Raw genomic sequence first — 19130 nt, forward strand, 5'->3', positions numbered from 1 at the left:
TATGGTTTAAATGCCACTTAAGCGGGCGGGCATCAACCGCTGATTAGAAGTCCATTGAAACAGACAGTTTTAGCTCACGCGGATTACCCTGGTACATATAAGTGCCGGTATCTTCGACCGATTCCCAATAACGCTCGTTGGTCACGTTCTCAAGATTGGCACGCCAAATCAGGTTGGTCTCTTTCAGCGGCATGGTATAACGCATGCCCAGATCCAGACGTGTCCATGGTTTTAGCTTCAAGGTGTTTTCCTGATTAGCATACTGAGAGCCAGAACGAGTCACAGTTCCGGTTGCCGTTAATCCTTCTACCGCCTTAATATCGTACTCACCACCAAACACTAACTGATAACGCGCCACACCCACGGCATAATTGCCATTGTTTTGGCTGTTTTGCGCTTCAGTCAATATTGGATCTAACCACACTGCACTCCCTAACAGGCGCGTACCAAAGACGGGTTCACCGAACACGTTCAATTCCACACCACGGTTACGCTGCTCACCGCTCAAGGTGTAGATATTGGTTGTGGCATCAATGGCACCAGCTGGCCGGGTGATTTCAAACAAAGCCAATGTACCGCCATAGCGTTTGTTATCAAACTTCACACCCACTTCATTCTGTTTAGCATGAATAATACCGGTAACATTACCCGCATTAGCAGTATACCAAGGGGCAACTTTACCCGGTGACAAAGCTTCAATGTGGTTAGCATACAGGGAAACATTTTCCCACGGCTTAACCAACACGCCATATACCGGTGTCACTTTCATCGCATCTTGCACGTTTTTACTGTCTGGCACACCACTATCAAAGTTGCGGATAACCACTTCCTGACGGCGCAGCCCCAACATCAACTGCACTTTGTCATCTAATGCAGATAAAGTATCAGACACAGAGATGCTGCTAGCGCGAACCTGGCTGTTCAACTGAGGATCCTGACTGGCGCTACCCATGGTGGTTGGTGGGAATGGAATGACCCCTGGGTTATAAATATTGGTGTCGACTGGGTCTGACATATTCCAGGCTGATTTAGCCGTGCGATAGTTGGCGGCATAACCGATATTCATTTTATGCGTGACGGGGCCAGTTTCGAAATGACCACGAATACCGCCTAAACCAGCAATAGAGTCAGAAACATAAGGCACATACAAACGGCTGATGGTGGCATTGCCATTATTATCAATCAGTGTAGGTGAGCCATATTGCCCAGTTTCGTCATTGTGGCTGGCACCAAGGGTACCGTATACCGTCCAATCCTGGCTTAAATCATATTCACTGCGCAACATACCAAAGGTGGTGGCCATATCGGTATATACCCACTGCTGACCATAGTTCAAGGTCGCGGCAGGCGGCTCAGGGATCACCGTTGCACTCCCGAGAGCGACATCAGTCCGCATACCGTGAACAGTCTGTTTTTGATAGCCGACATCTAAAGAGGTACGGGCGCGTTCGCCACGGTAATCTAAACCCGTAGAGACTGCGGTAGTCCGCTCTTTCTGATCATGAATGGCGGTTTCACCTTCGCGGTGCAATGCGTTGACTCGCACACCGAATTGGTCATTGTCACCAAAGCGGCGGCCGACATCCAGCGCCCCGCCCACTTTAGAAGCCGAAGTATAATCCAGGCTGACACGGGTCAATGGCGTCTCACCAGCACGTTTAGGTTCCAGGTTAATCATCCCACCGACACCACTGCCGCTAGGTGAAATACCGTTCACAAATACGTTCGGGCCTTTAAACACTTCAACCCGCTCAACCATGCTGGTATCAATCACCTGACGCGGTAACACGCCGAACAAACCGCCGAATGAGATATCATCGCCATCAAGGTTAAAACCACGGATGCGGAAGTTCTGTGATGCATTGCCGTAACCGCGCACATTTTGTACTGAAGCATCATTTCTGACCACATCGGCCAATGTACGTGCTTGTTGATCTTCAACCAGTTTAGAGGTGTAACCAATGACGTTAAAAGGCACATTGCGCGCATCTTGCTGCCCAAGGAAACCGATGCGGCCCCCATTAGCGACCTGGCCATCCAAATAAGTTGGGATTAAATCATTACCACCAGCACGGAAAGTATCCTGTGTCCCGACGACAGTGATGGTGTCATTTTTTTTGCTCTCATCGGTTTTTGCAGCGTCGGTGATTGTGCTGGTTTTTTTGACGTTTTCAGCTGCCGTATTGGTTGCGGTAGCCGCCCATGAGGAAGCAGATAAAGTCCCTAATGCGGCACCGATCATGACGCACAAAAGACGCGGTGCAAGCCGTTTCTGATGCGCGCGAGTGGTCATGGTGTGATTCATCGTGTTAATGCCCCTGATTTTTACAAATTAGCCACTAATGAGAATGCTTATTATAAGGATTCAGGATTATCCGGATAACACCTACTGATGCAAGCATTTCTGCATATCTCGCAGATTATTTTTTGTGTCGTGAATGAATTAGAAAGGTTATGTAATCGACATGATCTCTGCCGGTAACGTTATTGTCCGAAGCGTGAGGAAAGAAACTAAAGGGAAATTATTCTAAGAATTTATTTATATAGCGCAGAATTAATTCCGTATTCCCTACTTAAGTCATTTATTTATACATTTCACATACTGATTTATCCCTATTATTAATAAGGTAAATTACTATCGCCTACTTTATAGCACTCTTCGCAAAAACCGCCACAAGGCCCACAAACAGTGGCCTTCCTGAAATAGGCACTACTACAATTAGGTTTTTGAATTCCTTTAACTTATTAATAATAATAAAAATCTTATTACCTAATTTCCAATGTTAGCGATAAACTAGTGCATCAAATTTATCGCGATAACAGATTAAACCGTCTGGGTTGAATTCTGTGCAGCGACAGACTACCGAATAAAAATTCAAGGAATACAGGCATGGCTTTGCATCCGGCATCATTTGATGATCATATTTTTCGGCTATTAATCGAAGCCGTAGATGACTACGCCATATATATCATTGATGCCCAAGGACATATCCTCACTTGGAACAATGGTGCTGAACGCAATACCGGTTATAAAACCGAAGAGATCATTGGCCAATCTTTCGAACTGTTTTACACCCCGGAAGATTTAGCCAATGAGTTGCCTGCAAAGGGCCTACGCCACACCAATCAGTTTGGTCATTATGAGAATCAGGGCTGGCGAGTTCGCAAGAATGGTAAACGCTTTTGGGGCCATATCACCCTCAGCGCATTACACGATTCAGACCATAATTTACAGGGTTTTGTGCAGGTTACGCGCGATCTGACCGACAAATGGCAACGGGAAAATGCGTTGCGTAAAAGTGAAGAGCAGTTTCGCCATCTGATCAGCGAAGTCGAAGATTACGCTATCTACATGATAGATACCAATGGGCGTATTATGACCTGGAATAAAGGTGGAGAGCGTAATGAAGGCTATACCAGTGATGAAATCATTGGCGAACATTTTGCCCTGCTGTTCACTCCAGAGGATATTTCGGCTGGCTTGCCGGAGAAATCATTGGCGAAAGCTATTGCAGAGGGCAATTTCCAGACAGAAGGCTGGCACGTGCGCAAAAATGGCATCCGCTATTGGGCCAGCGTAGCCATTAACCCGATGCATGACGACAATGGGAAACTGCTGGGGTTTACTAAAATTGTCCGTGACTTAACCGAACGACGCCAGCGCGAAGAAGCATTGCGGATCAGTGAAGAACGTTTTCGCCTGATGGTCGATACCGTTGAAGATTATGCCATTTTAATGCTTGACCCTTGGGGCCGGGTAACCACCTGGAACCACGGCGCAGAACGTAATATTGGCTATGCTAGCAATGAAATAATTAGCCAGCATTTCGGGTGCTTCTTTTTACCTGAGGATATCGCCGCCGGGTTACCGGAAAGATTACTGAAAACCTCAGCCACCAACAGCCGGGTGGAGCGCGAAGGCTGGCTGGTTCGTAAGGATATGACGCGTTTTTGGGCTGTCACCATCATCACCGTGGTGCATGACAACAGTGGCAAACTACTGGGTTATGCCAAAATAATCCGTGATATGAGTGAGCGAAAACAGCGCGAAGATGCTCTGCGCGCCAGTGAAATTGCGCGCTATGAAGAGCGCGAGCAACTGCATCGTGTGCTGTCATCCATTCAGGAGGGAATTATCTCTCTCGATACTGAGGGGCGCGTTGTATTAATGAATCCCAAAGCTGAAGAGATGACGGGCCGAAGCCAGAATGAGTCCTGCGGCTTACCGATTGAAGAAATTTTTATTTTGTGGTCCCCTTTACAGGATAAAAATCAACTAGTTGCCATTAATCAGTGCCTAACTCAAGGGCGTCATACCTTATTGCCCGAGGGCAGTCAGCTGTTGTCGAGCCAGGGGGAACGCCAGGAAATTCGCTGTTCTATCTCACCGATTCGCGATCGTGACAATCTACTCACCGGTGCCGTCGTGGTCTTCCAGGATGTCACCCGCGCGCGCCATGAGCAAAGAGAACTGCAATATCAAGCCAATCATGACATGCTGACCGGTTTGATTAATCGGCGCAGGTTAGAAGAGCGGCTCAATCAGGCCATTACTCAATTGGGCAAAGATGAACAGCATATTCTCTGTTATGTCGATTTAGACTATTTCAAGGATGTTAATGACAGTGCTGGCCACGAAGCTGGCGATATGGTGCTCCGAATGGTGGCTCAAACTATGCAGCAAGCCGTGCGTGACAATGACATTGTGGCGCGTTTAGGCGGGGATGAATTTGCTATCGTACTGTTAAATTGCCCCAACAAGCCCGCTACAGACGTACTCGAAAAAGTCGTCGCCGACATAGCTTCAATCCAATTCCATTGGCACGGCCAATCTTATTCATTTACTGCAAGTTTGGGGGCCGTATCATTGACTCAGCAAACAGAAACGGCAGCACAGGCTATGCGTCAGGCCGATATCGCCTGTTACGCAGCAAAACATTCCGGCCGTAATCGCCTATCTCTTGCCCTGTAACTTGCTTTCTTTCACAGGTGACCTTCGCCGTCACCTGCTCTTTTGATGATGCAAACAAGGTTATATTCGCTGTATGTCCAGCAATTAGACCCCGGTCAAAATATCGCTATCAACAGTATGATATATAAATAGCATCATCTGGTTGATTGGAAAAATAGCTATGCCGTACTTTACGGTCAGTGTCGTTTTGCACAATGCTGTGGAAGGCGATTACGAGACCCTTAATAAGAAAATGATTGATGCGGGGTTTACTTGCCATATCGGTAGGGAGAAAGTTTATAAATTACCTGAAGGAGATTTCAATTACGGGAGTGGTATATTGAACAAGCAGGAAGTTGCTGATTTAGCGCTACAAGTTGCCGAACAGGTACGGTTTATCCCCTCTATTTTGGTGACTGAATCAGGTGGAAGAACCTGGCGAAACTTAGATCTAAAATAAACCTCTTAATTATAAATATAATACTCTATAAATTTGACTTAAGTTAATTATCAATCCCACACCAGGGAATTATTATAGTATCTCATTAAGATAATATTTCCCCTCAGGGGAGTGACACGCTCGTCATATATTTGAACATTATTAAATAACGAGCAGTGACTTATATTTCTCTCTCGTCACAGTTTAATACCGCACTATCGAGATCCTCGCGGCGGCGATGAATCGCGATAACAAAATCTGTTTCACAGACAAAGGACTGCCGTGCGGCAAGTTCTTGTCCGGTCTCAATCGATGCGCGCCAAGCAAAAGGGGTCATTTGCAATAAATTAAAGCTCTGTTTACCGGTTAACTTCATGTCATAGGCCAATTTTTCACTGCTGACCAGATCAAAACCGTCTAAATGCTCGGGCGTATCATCATGAAGTTGTACTTGAGCATAAATCAGTGCTTTTAGCTGATAGAGATGACGCGGACCAGGAGTGACCGTCACCACAACTCCACCGGGTTTCACGGTGCGAGCTAACTCCGTCGCTTTGCATGGGGCATAAATACGCAACACCGCATCCAGCGCCTGATGAGCAAAAGGCAACCGATGACTGGATGCGACACAAAAGCTGACCTGAGAATAACGTTTTGCACCGTATCTTACCGCCACTTTGGCGACATCTAACCCAAAAATAGACATCTGCCGCTGTCGATTTAAGCGGTCTGCTACTGCGGCGGTGTAATAACCCTCGCCACACCCAATATCTAACAGCATGGTGGCATCCTGAGGGAGCGCCTTATCCAGAATTTCACAGATCCGCTGCTGCAAGGGCTGGTAATAACCCGCATCCAGAAAGGCCCGCCGAGCCTGCATCATCTCTGGGCTATCACCGGGTTGCTTCGAGCCTTTATGCTGCACCGGCATTAAATTGACGTAACCCTCTTTGGCACAATCAAACTGGTGATTATTGCTGCAACGCCACTGTTGCGGGCTTTGCTGCAAGGCCTGATGACAAAGGGGGCACTGATAAGACATGGTTGAATCCCAGATAACTGATTAATAACCGCCAGAAATGCCGGCAGACGCGGCATTAGTCTAAAGAAGCGCTGATAGGGTTGCAAGTCAGGGTTTACCCCCGCGAATTAACCGAGACTAGCTATGCCGAATCATATTGACGGGAATCGCATCCGGTTCCACATTCATGGTTCGCAAAATTTGCCCCATAATATCGCTAAACACGGGGGCTGACACCGCGCCCCCATAGTATTTACCGCCCTGAGGGTTGTTAATCACCACCACTAAAGCAAAGCGCGGTTGGCTGGCGGGAGCTACACCGGCGGTGTAAGCCACATATTTATCAATATATTGGCCATTTGGCCCAATCTTCTTGGCCGTCCCGGTTTTAACCGCCACCCGATATCCTCGTACCGCGGCTTTCACCCCGCCACCACCGGGCAATGCCACACTTTCCATCATATGTTCAACTTGTCGCACCAGCACTTCAGGGAATACCCGCTTCCCCAACACCGGCGGATCAACCTTAGTAATCGATAATGGCCGATAAATGCCGAAGCTCCCAATAGTGGCGTAGACTCTGGCCAGTTGCAGCGGCGTCACCATTAAACCGTAGCCGAACGAAAAAGTCGCGCGGTCTAAATCACTCCAGCGCTGCCGATGCGGCATCAGCCCGCTACTTTCCCCCGTCAGCCCTAACTGAGTTGATTGGCCCAGACCAAACTCGGTGTAGGTCTGCATCAATGCAGAAGCGGGCATCGCCAGTGCCAACCGCGACACCCCTACATCACTGGATTTCTGCAACACGCCGGTCAGCGACAGCGCAGGATATAGCGCCACATCTTTGATTAGATGCCCACTTAATATATAGGGACGGGTATCCAGTACCGCATCAGGTTTAACTAAGTGACGTTGTAACGCCGTCATAACCACCATAGGTTTGACTGTCGAACCGGGTTCAAAAATATCGCTAATTGCCCGATTGCGAAAATTCTCTTCCGGGGTGCCGGCCCGATTATTGGGGTTAAAGGTCGGATAGTTGGCCATCGCCAAAATTTCACCCGTATTAACATCAATAACAACGGCAGAGCCGGAATCTGCCTTATTGAACATCACGGCATTACTCAGCGCGTGGGATGTTTCTGCTTGTAGCCGCTCATCAATACTGAGCTCAACATTTTGTCCGGGGTGACTATCGGTCGAGGAAATATCCTCAACTACTCGGCCAAAGCGATCTTTCCGCACTACCCTGCTACCGGCTGTCCCACTAAGGAGTGAGTTAAAACTCTTTTCAACCCCCTCAATGCCCTGATCATCAATATTGGTGAAACCCACCAGATTCGCGGCAATATCTCCCGAAGGATAAAAACGCCGTGATTCCTCCTTTATGGCAATACCGGGCAATTTCAGCCGTTGAATATATTCAGCGACATCTGGCTCCACTTGCCGGGCAAGATAGATAAAACGGGCGCCAGGGTTTTGATGAATACGGTGGTTGAGTTGGTCAAGTGGCATGTTGAGTTCCTGAGCCAATGCCTGCCAACGCGCTGAAACACTGACCCCCCCTTTATCCAACACTGTGGAGGGGTCAGCCCAAATAGCCTCAACCGGCACACTGACCGCCAAAGGATGACCGTTTCTGTCGGTTATCATGCCGCGGGTATTGGGTGTAGTAACCACCCGCACTGAGCGCATGTCTTCTTCTTTTACCAGCGGATCAGGTTCAATAATTTGCAACCAAGCAACCCTGGCGAGCAAACCAAAAAATGAAAGTAAAATACCGCCGCATAGCAAGCTAAAGCGCCAACGAATAAAGTTGCTAGAGTCATTTTTTGGTTTAGAAATCACAGAGATCAATCCTGGATGGTCGCATGAGTTATAGCAGCCATTAAACCCTATCCATTGCATCAATAGGTGCCAAAACAATGATACAAGATGCATTATTTTGCAACAATTCGCTAACGGCGATTTAAAGGAAAAGGCGGCTGGTCAATCAGTTAAAAAACGGCTTACACTGAACAGTATCTTTTTTTTCCTTAGGTAAGTCCTATGACTGATTTTTCACCACAACTTAGCCGAATTACCACTATTTGCCATGGTTTTGGCAATAAATCGGCCCTATTACCTGATAACCTCCAGCCCTATAAAACATCACAAGCCAACAAAAAACAGGTTCATGGCACGGCGATTGTCGATGTCACACATCCAGGGCAAGAGTGTGGCGAAGCCGATGGGCTCTTCACTACTCAATCTGGCATTTTATTAACCGTTTTGACGGCCGATTGTTTACCGGTGATTTTCAGTCAACAGCACGGAAAAGGTATTGCAGTGGTTCACGCCGGTTGGCGCGGTTTGTTAGATGGCATTATCTTAAGGATGGTTGAGCGCATTGCCCGCGATGATAATCCCGCGAATTGGGTTGCTGCCATTGGGCCAGCCGCCCGCTCTTGCTGTTATGAGGTCAATGAAGAACTGGTGGAACGGTTTGTTAGCGAATTACCACTGGCCGAAAATGTTATTTCGCCTCGATTTCGCCACCTTAACTTAGCAGCTATTGCTGAGCACCAGCTGCGCAGGGCGGGCATTCATCAAGTTGATAGGGTCGGCAGTTGTACCATCTGTACTACCGCACCACATGACGGAGATGATGCTCAACATCATTTCAAATACACCAGCTTCCGCCGTACCAGCCAACAGCAGGCAATTGACCCCACCCATCCCGGTATCAAAGGCCGTAATCAGTATTCGGGATTAATTATTTTGCCTTAGCTGACAGCTTGGGTTGAGTCGGCTTCTGAAACAAAAAAACCCGCACAAAGGCGGGTTTTTAACAGCAAAAGAGCTGATTAGATTGCAGTAACGTTTACTGCAGACGGACCTTTTTGACCGTCTTGGATTTCGAACTCTACGTTCTGGCCTTCAGCCAGGGTTTTGAAGCCATTACCCTGGATTGCAGAGAAGTGTACGAACACATCTTTGCTGCCGTCAGCTGGAGTGATGAAACCGAAACCTTTAGACTCGTTGAACCACTTAACTTGACCTTTGATCTTTGCCATCTTGAGTATTTCCTTTGGATTGTTTAACTTGCCCGTAGGCATTTACATAGACAAACTAGAGTCGTTACTGCTTGAGGCACTAAGATAAGGATCGGCAGAGAAGCGGTATTCAACGCTAACGTCTTTACTCAGAACTTCTTTACTGAAAATGCCACACATATACAGAACTGTACCTCGTTTTACCCATATGCGTTATCACATACTCTGTATTCGATGGCAAGCCATTTTTAATGAAGGGTGAACCTGTCGCACATATTTAAAACGCTTGCTCATAAAGAGTGCGTGAATATGCTAAAATTTGTTGAAGGTCATCGTATTTTCTGCTCTATTTTCGTATACTGTCTTATCCCGCTTTCTTACTGGTTTTTAACATTTTAGCTAACTATTTTTATAATGCTTCTTACGAAAAAAACCTTGGTTTCCATCCCTATCCAGAGACCAGAAGCGGCATTAGTATAAAATTTATTATTATTAAATATATAATAATTGAATATACCCACTTTCCATTTTTCCGCTTTTCTGACCTCGTCATAGTATCATTATCCATTATGTCACGAGACTAACCCCTTACTTAGCCTCAGATTATGGACAAAAAACCATTTGTAAATAAAATACATAAATATCTTATTTGGCGACCTAAAAAATCAGGAAAGAGAGATCTTAAAAAACACGAGAAAAATATCAAATTTCTAAAAAAATAAAATCAATAAAAAATATATTATTGAAAGTATAAAAAGCCATAATCAATAAAATTGATTATCATGGTACATTAAGTGTAATAAGTTATAAACATGAACAAAAAATCACTATATAAGTAAAATAACTCATTCATTATCATGGGTAAATATATGAAAACTCGTACCATCTTAACCAATTTATGGCAGCGAAATATCACTAAACTTGGTGGGTAATTATGTCATAGAATAAATTAAGATATTTCTTGGTTTGTGTAAATTACATTTACACGGCTCTGACCACCATTTAAAATGCTATTTTACCTCTTCGTTATAGAACCGTTTAAGTTTTAGGTTATAACATTTACACATTTAAATAACGTTTATTAGTGATTAATTTTGATAGGTATTAAGGATTATCTGATGCAAGGAAATCTTATTTCACCTTATCAGCATCAGAGAGTTATACCATGAATTATAAATATATTGTTAACATACTCTTTCTTAGTAGCCTATGGCTGGGCCAGGCTAACGCGGTTCTGGCAGAAGATAAAACACCCACTGCCAATACCTCTTTCGATCAACAAAGCATAGCATCCGTAGATGGCGACAATCTGTGGCAACGGCTGATGCGCAATATCTCTCGCGCGTGGGATTCACCCGACCAAGAGCTGTATATCCCGCTAAATACATGGCATAACCGCTGGACCTATGATGATGACAAGATAGAGTCATACAATGAACGTCCTTGGGGTATCGGCTATGGTAAGTATCGCTATGATGAGAATAACAACTGGCACGCAGTATATGCGATGGCCTTTATGGACTCACACAATAAAGTAGAGCCAATTATAGGTTATGGCTATCAAAAGATGTGGATTCCAGGGGCAATGGACGGCTGGCGTTTTGGAGTAGGCTTTACCGCCAGCGTTACTGCACGTCATGAATATTATTACATTCCAATTCCATTACCATTGCCGCTGCTCTCTATTGAATATAATAAATTCGCCCTACAAACCACCTATATTCCCGGTACTTATAATAATGGTAATGTATTGTTTACTTGGATGCGTTGGCAGTTTTGATTGAATATATTTCTCAATGCATTTAACCCTGTTTTTAAAATGGTTATATTGCGTTGTTAAGAATTAATCTCAATTAGATTGGGTAATTCCAGAAAGAAATAAGGGTCTCTCTATCCATTATAATGCTGTCATTGTCTATCTTATTTATTGCTGATAATTTAAACGATAATAACGCTATGAGTAATACGAGGGAAAATAATCGCCGGGCATAACTTGTTTCTGCCCGGCGATTTTAACGCTATATCACAGCCTAATCAGACTGCGTCATTGTCGCGGGATGACTCTTACCTTTGCGGCGAGTCAGCATGAAACCGCACCACAATAGTGCAATCCATGCGGGCATCATCAGCACCGAGATCTGAATCCCATCAGTAAAATACATAATGACCAGAATCAGCATCAAAAATACCAAACACAGATAATTGCCATAGGGATACCATAATGCTTTGAAACGCGGTTCGACGCCCTCTCGCACCTTAGCAGCTCGGAATTTCAAATGAGCCAGGCAAATCATAACCCAGTTGATAACTAAGGTAGATACCACCAGCGCCATCAATAATTCAAACGCTTTTCCCGGCATAACATAGTTAATCACTACACCGACAGAGGTCGCCAATGCTGAAAGCGCGATGGATAAGATTGGCACACCACGCCGATTAACCTTGGTGAGCAATTTGGGCGCATTCCCCTGCGATGCCAAACCAAATAACATACGGCTATTGCAGTAAACCCCGCTATTGTAGACCGATAATGCCGCAGTCAAAACCACCACATTCAGGATTGTCGCCACCAGATGACTATCCAATGCATGGAAAATCATCACAAAAGGGCTCCCCCCTTCCACAACTTTGCCCCATGGATAAAGAGATAAAAGCACCGTTAATGAGCCGATATAAAAAATAAGGATGCGGTAGACAACCTGATTGGTTGCTTTAGGGATACTGTGATGTGGGTCTTCGGCTTCTGCGGCAGTGATGCCGACCATTTCCAACCCACCGAAAGAAAACATAATAATGGCCATCGCCATCACCAACCCACTGAAGCCATGAGGCATAAAGCCGCCCTGTGCCCAGAGGTTAGTCACAGAAGCGTTTGGCCCGCCCGATCCCGAAGCCAGCAGATAGGCTCCAAAGAAAATCATACCAATGATGGCAGCAACCTTGATGATAGCGAACCAGAACTCAGTTTCGCCATACATACGCACGTTAACAAGATTGATGGCATTAATCAGAACAAAGAATATTGCGGCTGAAACCCATGTTGGGATATCTGGCCACCAATATTGAATATAAATGCCTACTGCGGTCAATTCGGCCATACCGACCAAGATAAACATCGCCCAGTAGTTCCAACCCGATAAGAATCCGGCGAAATCGCCCCAATATTTGTGGGCAAAATGACTGAATGAACCGGCTACGGGTTCCTCAACAACCATTTCACCCAACTGACGCATAATAAGGAATGCAATAAAACCGCCGATAGCATAGCCCAGTATCACTGAGGGACCCGCCATCTTAATCGTTTGTGCTATTCCAAGAAATAGCCCAGTGCCGATCGCTCCACCCAGAGCAATCAGCTGAATATGTCGGTTTTTTAAACCGCGTTTTAATGTTGAATCCTGCAACTGCTGTTCCATCCTGCCCTCTGCCGCACTTTTACTCACCATTGTGTTAAAAAGCGCCTTTCGTAAATGAATCTGCGGCGTTTTTTTAACACTTAAACCTGATGGCGGCAAGGATTAAGGTCATAAGTGGGCGACAAGATAAAAATCAATCAACTAGCTCTATATATGTAGAATGTATTATTTACTGATACTATGAGTATCTCTCAGAGATGTAACCCCGATATGCCACATAACTTGCTCAAATTTCGGGCACCAATCATTAACGTAGCCACATAAGACTGACGCCGAGTGACCACTTCAACGGCAACTCGATTATTTTTGTAGCGGATAAGATAAGTTGAAGGCCAGCCCTGACGCCGCTCGCCATAAGATTTTTGATGGTGGTCAATCGCTGCATGCGCAATAACCAAGTGTGACAAATTTGAATCACCTTTAATGATACGTTTCATCATCAGCTCCACGAAAGCAGTCAAAAAACGTTTTACCGTTTATCATTCCCGTTCTACGAATTTCACGGGATATTCACTTTTGCTGAAAATTATCGAGATGAATTATCAAACGTCCTGACTGAGTAAATAGCAGATCATCGCCGCGCGCAGCGGGCTTTGGCTATAGGCTTGCCATTCTCCTTGCGGATTGGTGATTTTGGCATTCCACTGATTATTATCATCAATTTCGGGTGAGTAGAGGCCAATTTTATTGGCATAGATGATAGGCCAGGCATCGGAAGGATTCTTGCAGTAATCCTTACCCTTAATGCCTCCATAGGGATACCACTTATCGGGATCTTCACCGCTAAGTAACGCAATACTTCTGTTCACTTCACTGTCACTTTCTTCACACCATTTAATCATCCGAATCACCGTTCTCCTGTTAAGTTCAGGCTACATTACGGCGAAATTAAGACACATTTATGACAATCAACGCAGTTTGTTTTAGTTCAATAAAAGAGTGGTCTGGCACCAAAGCAGAATATCGGAGGAAGTGAGCGAAAAGAAGCATGATGGTAGAGATGAGTATCACTCTGACACTGCCGGACAGCAGCGCCAGAGTCGGTAAGTTTATCTCTCCGGAATAACGCCCTTAAAATCGAGAGGAGAAATGATATCACTGTCACTTTGAAAATCACTGACACCGGTTGCATTTGCTAGCAACGCTTTTAGTAATTCTGTTTGCTGTTTTTGTTGTTCGGCGATGTCTTGTAACAAGCGGATTTGTTCATTAGCTCGCACGCTGGCACGGCTCAAAAAGAACCAAACTATCAAGAAAAAAATGACGGTAAACAGCGAAAAAGCGATGGGGATAACACCCAATGCACCCATATTTGTATCTAACATTGACTACCCTATTACATGCGTGACGAAGAGACTATCTTATCACTCTCCGCGTAACAAAGATCAATTTGGACAAACGATTAACGTCCAATAAAGATAACCAATGTAAATAGTTTTCATTCGTTATTATATATCTGAGTAATAGGGTCTTCTTACCATGGAATAATCGAAGTAATGGTGCAAATACCAGTAGAGAAAGTTCCCCCTTGGTCACAATAGCTATCAAGGGCTAACAGATAAAACAAGCAACAAACGGCAATGATCCCTACCGTTGCAACAAGTTTCTTAATGTCCAAATCAGGCACCTTATTTAACATTTTTTTGAAATTATACTGTACTAAACATCAACCATTTATAGCCAAGATGTCATTAACTTATGTTTGGTGCCGTGTTAGAACCCCATTTTACTGACTATTTTATGGATTCGCTTTATAAATCAATAAAGTTTAGGATTTTTACTATTAAAACACTCATTATTACAAGTTAAACTGTTAAACATATCTATTATATAATAAGTAAAACTAATTACAGGAAGTGACCATATGAGTTTATTCAGACTTCTCTTAGTAGTAGCAATCATATACTTAGGCTTGCTCTTTTCAGGCTATGGCGTACTAATTGGCAGTGAGAAAAACGCTGCAGGCATCGGTTTACAATGCCAATATCTAACAGCCAGAAATATTTCAACCGCTCAATTTATAAACGGGGAAAATGGCATCATCGGCGTCAGCAATTGCCCTCTGGTGAAAAAAATTGGCAATAATGTCTTTGAATAACCCGCCCGTCTGCCCTATCACTCTACAGTGATAGGGTCTGTACGTTTAGCACAGACCAAAACGCAAAGAATGCCGAGTTATTTCTGTGTGAATTTCATATCAATCAAAGCAATAGCTTTCTCAATGGCACGCTTAGTGATCGGGTCAGTACCGGCAGGATGTGAAGAGAAATCAATCGATTTAAGTTGATGGGACATTTTATCCCGCACTTCAGTAGGTGCAATAATATCAATCACATCAAGAATTTGTTTGATAACCAATTGGCAAGCAACCAGATCAGAAACCAACTCTTGATCATTAGTGAACATTTCAGACATGAATAATTCCTTCACAATAATATTGTGTGAGGATATCACGCTCATGGGTATATTTCTTTAGCCGACCGTGTCATGCCAACGATTTATCACTAAGGATTCCAAGCCTTTTCTGTGACTAATAAATAGCCTATATAAACAGTTCAGTGGATTGGATCAGTCTATGAAGAGTTTATAAGATAAAAACGAGGCGTAAAAAACCAGGTTTGATAGTTATCAATCACCTGGTTCGGGGATATGTTATTACATATATTGATCACAATAATCCTAGTCTCACAGTTTATCACCTCCTACGCCTTTACCTTTGTGCAAAACCATTACTGGCATTTTTAGAAAAACGGTTACACCCACAACCGCTATCAGAGTCATAATCACTGTTATCAACATGCGATCACCTCATCACTTTTAATTTCTATTTTTCCAAACTTAGCCTTTATCCTCGGAATAGTTCTCCTCCCCATTTACTATGGCACTAGACAGCTCTTTTGCAAACACACGCTGAAAAGTCTTTATGATAGATTTCCGACAATCGAAGCCAATTTGGTGTTTTGTGTTGTTAGATTCAACTTGTGTATACTGCACTACTCCCAACCAGAAAAAACAGACTAAATAATGTCACAAGAAAATCATCTCGCGTTAGTCTGCGCCCTCAGTAAATGGGTCGAAACCCATCTGGGGCGGGTCATCTACCTTGAAGAGTTAGCCGTGTACTCTGGTTACTCGCTTTGGCATATGCAGAAAATATTTAAAGAAGTGACCGGGGTATCGTTAGGTAAATACATTCGGGAAAGACGCTTAGCAGGTGCCGTCTATCAACTGCGCAGCAGTGACAGCACCATTTTTGATATTGCTTTGGATTTTGGCTTTGGTTCGCAATCGCACTTTACTTACATGTTCAGAAAACGTTACGGCATAACCCCCTATGACTTTCGGCAAAACCCCGATATTGACCTCAATATCGCCTTGCCCTTGCATGCTATTCATCAAAAGTTAGCGTAGTCGCCACATTATAATTATTCGCCTGAATGCATATGAGCGCTATCCGGCGAATACCTTTTCAGTCTTTTTTGTAGCAATTCTGCACATCAATGGTTTGTACTTCGTTGCGTTGGCGATCTGCCATGTAAGTCATCACAAACATCGTGCTAACCACAATCAGTGCCGCCAACAGTAAACCAATCAATGCAATAACTTTATTGTCATCAAACAAGCTCTTTTCCATACATTCCCCTAATTTCTATAGCACATCAAATGAGCCATAGGATCACAATCAACGTTATTGCAATCAGTAAACATGATGTTGTCAGTAAAACCACGAGCGCAAATTGCGCATCGCCAATTCCCGTTGAATAATCACTATTCTGGGTAGTATTTTGTTGTTTTTTCAAAGCAATACCTACTGGTGAAAACATACCAGCCGTGACCCTGCATAAGAAAAATCGCGTTTTATTGGGCATAATATTATCAAAAATCATGCTAATGCTGACCTTATAGCCCGCTTTTTCAACGCGATCCTGTCGTAGTCTGTGTTATAGATCAAGCCCATCTATTGTAAAAATAAGGCGATCACCCAAACACATTAATAGAGGTGATGTATTGCAAGTCATCGTCAAGTCTTAGGGTTCCAGACTATTATCACTCAATATCGTCACCTTATCACACGGTAATTATACCTGTCGCCAGACTGTACAACGCTGCGACAGCAGCAATGAGCGCCACGGCAAAAAAACACTTTTCAAGGGAGGAAAATACTGATTTCTTCTGCTCGCGTTTAGCAATAATAAATAATAGGGTTCCTGGCCCATATATCACTGCCGACAATAATATGTATTTCACTCCCCCCGCATATACCATCAATATGGCATATACTGTGGCAATTAAGGCAACAATAAAATCTTTTTTATGGTCCCTCGAGCCCACAGAGTAAGTCTCGCGCGTCCAGACTAATTTCAACCCATATGCTGCAACCAGAAGATAGGGGATCAGAACCAGTGAACTGGTTAATTCAAGTGCGAGTTGAAAAGCATACTCAGTGAAAAGCGTAACAATTAAGAATAATTGGATAAAAATATTCGACATCCACACCGCAGCCGAGGGTACCCCATGTTTATTCTCAGTTGCCAAGATACTCGGCATAATATTGCTTTTGGCTGCGCTATAGAGAGCTTCGGCGGCCAGCAGAGTCCATGATAAATAGGCCCCAAGGACTGAAATAATCAATCCGATACTGATAAATATGGCCCCCCATCGCCCCACAATATGCTCTAACACTCCAGCCATTGACGGTTGACGCAATGCAGCCAAGTCAGGGCGCAGCAGCACGCCATAAGAGAGCATAGTGACCAACACCAACAAACATAAAACGCCAATAAAACCTAAAACGGTCGCAATACCGACGTGTTTTCTTTCTTTGGCATAGCGGGAATAAACACTCGCCCCCTCAATACCAACAAAAACAAATACAGTAACCAGCATTGTGCTACGAACTTGAGAAAATAAAGTTTCAGAACCCGCACTGATTTCTAATGCCGCATGACCAGCATACCCATAATCGTCCAGATGCGAGAGGTCACCCACCGCCCCCAAAGGTTGAGTACCCCAGAAATTTAATGCGAAAGTATCGGTATGAAAGGCAAATGCCAAAACAATAATAAAAATAAATATCGGAATAACTTTAGCAAAAGTAGCAATGGTATTAATAGTCGCAGCTTCTTTGATGCCACGTAACACCATAAAATGGAAGCTCCACAAAATTAATGAGGCAATTAAAATCGCGGATAAAGTATTACCGTCACCAAATAGCGGGAAGAATGCCCCCAGTGTTGATTTGATCAACACAAAATAAGAGACACTCCCAATACATGCCCCAGCCCAAAAACCAATGGCCGATGCAAACCCAGCATAATCACCAAACCCCGTTTTAGCATAAATATAAACGCCCGAATCGAGATCGGGTTTACGTTGCGCCAATGTTTGGAAAACAAAGGCCAGTGTCAGCATTCCCCCACCGGCAATAACCCAAGCGATGAGTGCGCCGAAGCCCCCAGTGGCACGGCCAAACGTCGCGGGCAGAGAAAAAATACCGGCACCTATCATTGAACCGACGACTAGCGAAGTTAATGCCCACAATGACAGTTTTTTATTTGCGGAAGCCGCCATATCTATGTCCCTTTACATTAGTTAATCCCCTGTAAACCAGATTAACTGAATAAAAGATTAAGTCCTATAGATGCTATTCGGCGAAAGTGTGAGCTTCCGTCAAAAACTGAATATTTATAGTTTGAGTATAGCAAGATAAATAATGCACGCCGCCATCAGGAAAGGGGATCGTGCATGTCTAGGTTGTTGAACTTGTTTAAGTACTCATTTATTAGATAGGCAGTTGAACTGCCATATAAATCTATCTATATAACCCTATTTCAATACAATTTAGCCAATCAGACTTTTCGTCAGATAATAGCGATGATACTCATCCACGACATTTTCTAGCGCCATCTGTAATTGATAGCCATGTTTTTCATAGAAAGGCCGAGCCTGGAAACTAAATGTATCTACCTGGGCGAATTTACACCCTCTTTGTATCGCTTCCTGTTCTACAGCCAGCATCAATTTACTGCCCGCCCCAGAATGACGTAATGTATCTGATACCCACAACAATTCTATACTCAGGTAATTACCTAATGTATAGGCGGTAATCCCCCCTAACTTTTCACCATCCTCACCCGTGATAAACACAGCTAATGGTTTTCGACCATGATCACCGACAAAATTGCGGTTAAAGGCCTTTAACCCCGCCATAATTTCTGCCACATCTTCAACCGCTGGGGTATCCGTCATCGTCAACTTCATTGTCATT

21 protein-coding genes are annotated in these 19130 nt (G+C 44.2%); 6 read left to right on the forward strand and 15 right to left on the reverse strand.

Translation table 11 applies throughout. The features are described 5' to 3' along the window. Nucleotides 1-43: 43 nt before the first annotated feature. Nucleotides 44-2305, reverse strand: a complete 2262-nt coding sequence (locus DX162_RS18125) for a TonB-dependent receptor (RefSeq protein WP_004389898.1) — start codon at nucleotides 2303-2305, stop codon at nucleotides 44-46. Between the two features lie 585 nt (nucleotides 2306-2890). Between DX162_RS18125 and DX162_RS18135 the strand changes: the two genes are divergently transcribed. Beyond that, nucleotides 2891-4972, forward strand: coding sequence for a PAS domain S-box protein (locus DX162_RS18135; RefSeq protein ID WP_004389897.1), 2082 nt, complete (start codon nucleotides 2891-2893; stop codon nucleotides 4970-4972). 160 nt (nucleotides 4973-5132) lie between these two features. Beyond that, nucleotides 5133-5411, forward strand: coding sequence for a hypothetical protein (locus tag DX162_RS18140; RefSeq protein WP_032819538.1), 279 nt, complete (start codon nucleotides 5133-5135; stop codon nucleotides 5409-5411). Between the two features lie 160 nt (nucleotides 5412-5571). On the opposite strand, the gene rlmA is transcribed toward DX162_RS18140, so the two are convergent. After that, complete coding sequence (gene rlmA, locus DX162_RS18145; RefSeq protein ID WP_004389895.1) at nucleotides 5572-6432, reverse strand: 23S rRNA (guanine(745)-N(1))-methyltransferase; 861 nt, start codon at nucleotides 6430-6432, stop codon at nucleotides 5572-5574. Nucleotides 6433-6549: 117 nt separating this feature from the next. Continuing rightward, complete coding sequence (gene ftsI, locus DX162_RS18150) at nucleotides 6550-8259, reverse strand: peptidoglycan glycosyltransferase FtsI (RefSeq protein WP_032819537.1); 1710 nt, start codon at nucleotides 8257-8259, stop codon at nucleotides 6550-6552. A 201-nt stretch (nucleotides 8260-8460) separates the two neighbouring features. Between ftsI and pgeF the strand changes: the two genes are divergently transcribed. Next, entirely contained in the window at nucleotides 8461-9180 is a 720-nt protein-coding gene (gene pgeF / locus DX162_RS18155; protein WP_004389890.1) for a peptidoglycan editing factor PgeF, read from the forward strand. 77 nt (nucleotides 9181-9257) lie between these two features. Here the strand turns inward: pgeF and cspE are convergent, their stop codons facing one another. Both cspE and DX162_RS18165 read right to left on the reverse strand, forming a co-directional pair. After that, the gene (gene cspE / locus DX162_RS18160; protein WP_002221949.1) at nucleotides 9258-9467 is read right to left on the reverse strand and encodes a transcription antiterminator/RNA stability regulator CspE; all 210 of its coding nucleotides are present in this window, start codon (nucleotides 9465-9467) and stop codon (nucleotides 9258-9260) included. A 42-nt stretch (nucleotides 9468-9509) separates the two neighbouring features. Further along, on the reverse strand, nucleotides 9510-9626 hold the full coding sequence (locus DX162_RS18165) for a DUF2627 domain-containing protein (protein WP_002211058.1): 117 nt from the start codon (nucleotides 9624-9626) through the stop codon (nucleotides 9510-9512). Between the two features lie 985 nt (nucleotides 9627-10611). On the opposite strand from DX162_RS18165, the gene pagP reads away from it, so the two are divergent. Beyond that, nucleotides 10612-11226 (forward strand): lipid IV(A) palmitoyltransferase PagP, encoded by a 615-nt coding sequence (pagP, locus tag DX162_RS18170; RefSeq protein ID WP_004389885.1) that lies wholly within the window; start codon nucleotides 10612-10614, stop codon nucleotides 11224-11226. Between the two features lie 250 nt (nucleotides 11227-11476). Here the strand turns inward: pagP and DX162_RS18175 are convergent, their stop codons facing one another. The 5 genes from DX162_RS18175 to mgrB form a co-directional block, all read right to left on the reverse strand. Then, nucleotides 11477-12862, reverse strand: a complete 1386-nt coding sequence (locus tag DX162_RS18175) for an amino acid permease (protein ID WP_032819536.1) — start codon at nucleotides 12860-12862, stop codon at nucleotides 11477-11479. 191 nt (nucleotides 12863-13053) lie between these two features. Further along, entirely contained in the window at nucleotides 13054-13299 is a 246-nt protein-coding gene (locus DX162_RS18180) for a DUF4060 family protein (protein WP_032819535.1), read from the reverse strand. Nucleotides 13300-13404: 105 nt separating this feature from the next. Further along, on the reverse strand, nucleotides 13405-13704 hold the full coding sequence (locus DX162_RS18185; RefSeq protein WP_004389880.1) for a phage protein NinX family protein: 300 nt from the start codon (nucleotides 13702-13704) through the stop codon (nucleotides 13405-13407). Nucleotides 13705-13911: 207 nt separating this feature from the next. Beyond that, nucleotides 13912-14187, reverse strand: coding sequence for a YebO family protein (locus DX162_RS18190; protein WP_032819533.1), 276 nt, complete (start codon nucleotides 14185-14187; stop codon nucleotides 13912-13914). A gap of 149 nt (nucleotides 14188-14336) precedes the next feature. After that, a complete protein-coding gene (gene mgrB, locus DX162_RS18195; RefSeq protein ID WP_071777590.1) occupies nucleotides 14337-14480 on the reverse strand; it encodes a PhoP/PhoQ regulatory lipoprotein MgrB in 144 nt (47 codons plus the stop codon). A 246-nt stretch (nucleotides 14481-14726) separates the two neighbouring features. Between mgrB and DX162_RS18200 the strand changes: the two genes are divergently transcribed. After that, nucleotides 14727-14960: a YobH family protein gene (locus DX162_RS18200; protein ID WP_032819531.1), complete on the forward strand. Its 234-nt coding sequence runs from the start codon at nucleotides 14727-14729 to the stop codon at nucleotides 14958-14960. Between the two features lie 77 nt (nucleotides 14961-15037). Here the strand turns inward: DX162_RS18200 and DX162_RS18205 are convergent, their stop codons facing one another. Beyond that, nucleotides 15038-15277 carry a DUF2766 family protein gene (locus DX162_RS18205; protein WP_004389865.1) on the reverse strand — a complete coding sequence of 80 codons (240 nt, stop codon included), beginning with the start codon at nucleotides 15275-15277 and terminating at the stop codon, nucleotides 15038-15040. 609 nt (nucleotides 15278-15886) lie between these two features. Between DX162_RS18205 and DX162_RS18210 the strand changes: the two genes are divergently transcribed. Next, entirely contained in the window at nucleotides 15887-16273 is a 387-nt protein-coding gene (locus DX162_RS18210) for a helix-turn-helix domain-containing protein (protein ID WP_004389862.1), read from the forward strand. Nucleotides 16274-16331: 58 nt separating this feature from the next. On the opposite strand, the gene DX162_RS18215 is transcribed toward DX162_RS18210, so the two are convergent. The 4 genes from DX162_RS18215 to DX162_RS18230 all read right to left on the reverse strand — a co-directional run bounded on the left by DX162_RS18215 (nucleotide 16332) and on the right by DX162_RS18230 (nucleotide 19123). After that, entirely contained in the window at nucleotides 16332-16496 is a 165-nt protein-coding gene (locus tag DX162_RS18215; RefSeq protein WP_004389861.1) for a hypothetical protein, read from the reverse strand. Between the two features lie 25 nt (nucleotides 16497-16521). Further along, entirely contained in the window at nucleotides 16522-16749 is a 228-nt protein-coding gene (locus DX162_RS18220; RefSeq protein WP_032819529.1) for a hypothetical protein, read from the reverse strand. 181 nt (nucleotides 16750-16930) lie between these two features. Next, a complete protein-coding gene (locus tag DX162_RS18225) occupies nucleotides 16931-18433 on the reverse strand; it encodes an amino acid permease (protein WP_004389859.1) in 1503 nt (500 codons plus the stop codon). Between the two features lie 270 nt (nucleotides 18434-18703). Continuing rightward, nucleotides 18704-19123: a GNAT family N-acetyltransferase gene (locus DX162_RS18230; RefSeq protein ID WP_004389857.1), complete on the reverse strand. Its 420-nt coding sequence runs from the start codon at nucleotides 19121-19123 to the stop codon at nucleotides 18704-18706. Nucleotides 19124-19130: the final 7 nt, after the last annotated feature.

This window comes from Yersinia kristensenii (assembly GCF_900460525.1).
GTDB lineage: Bacteria > Pseudomonadota > Gammaproteobacteria > Enterobacterales > Enterobacteriaceae > Yersinia > Yersinia kristensenii.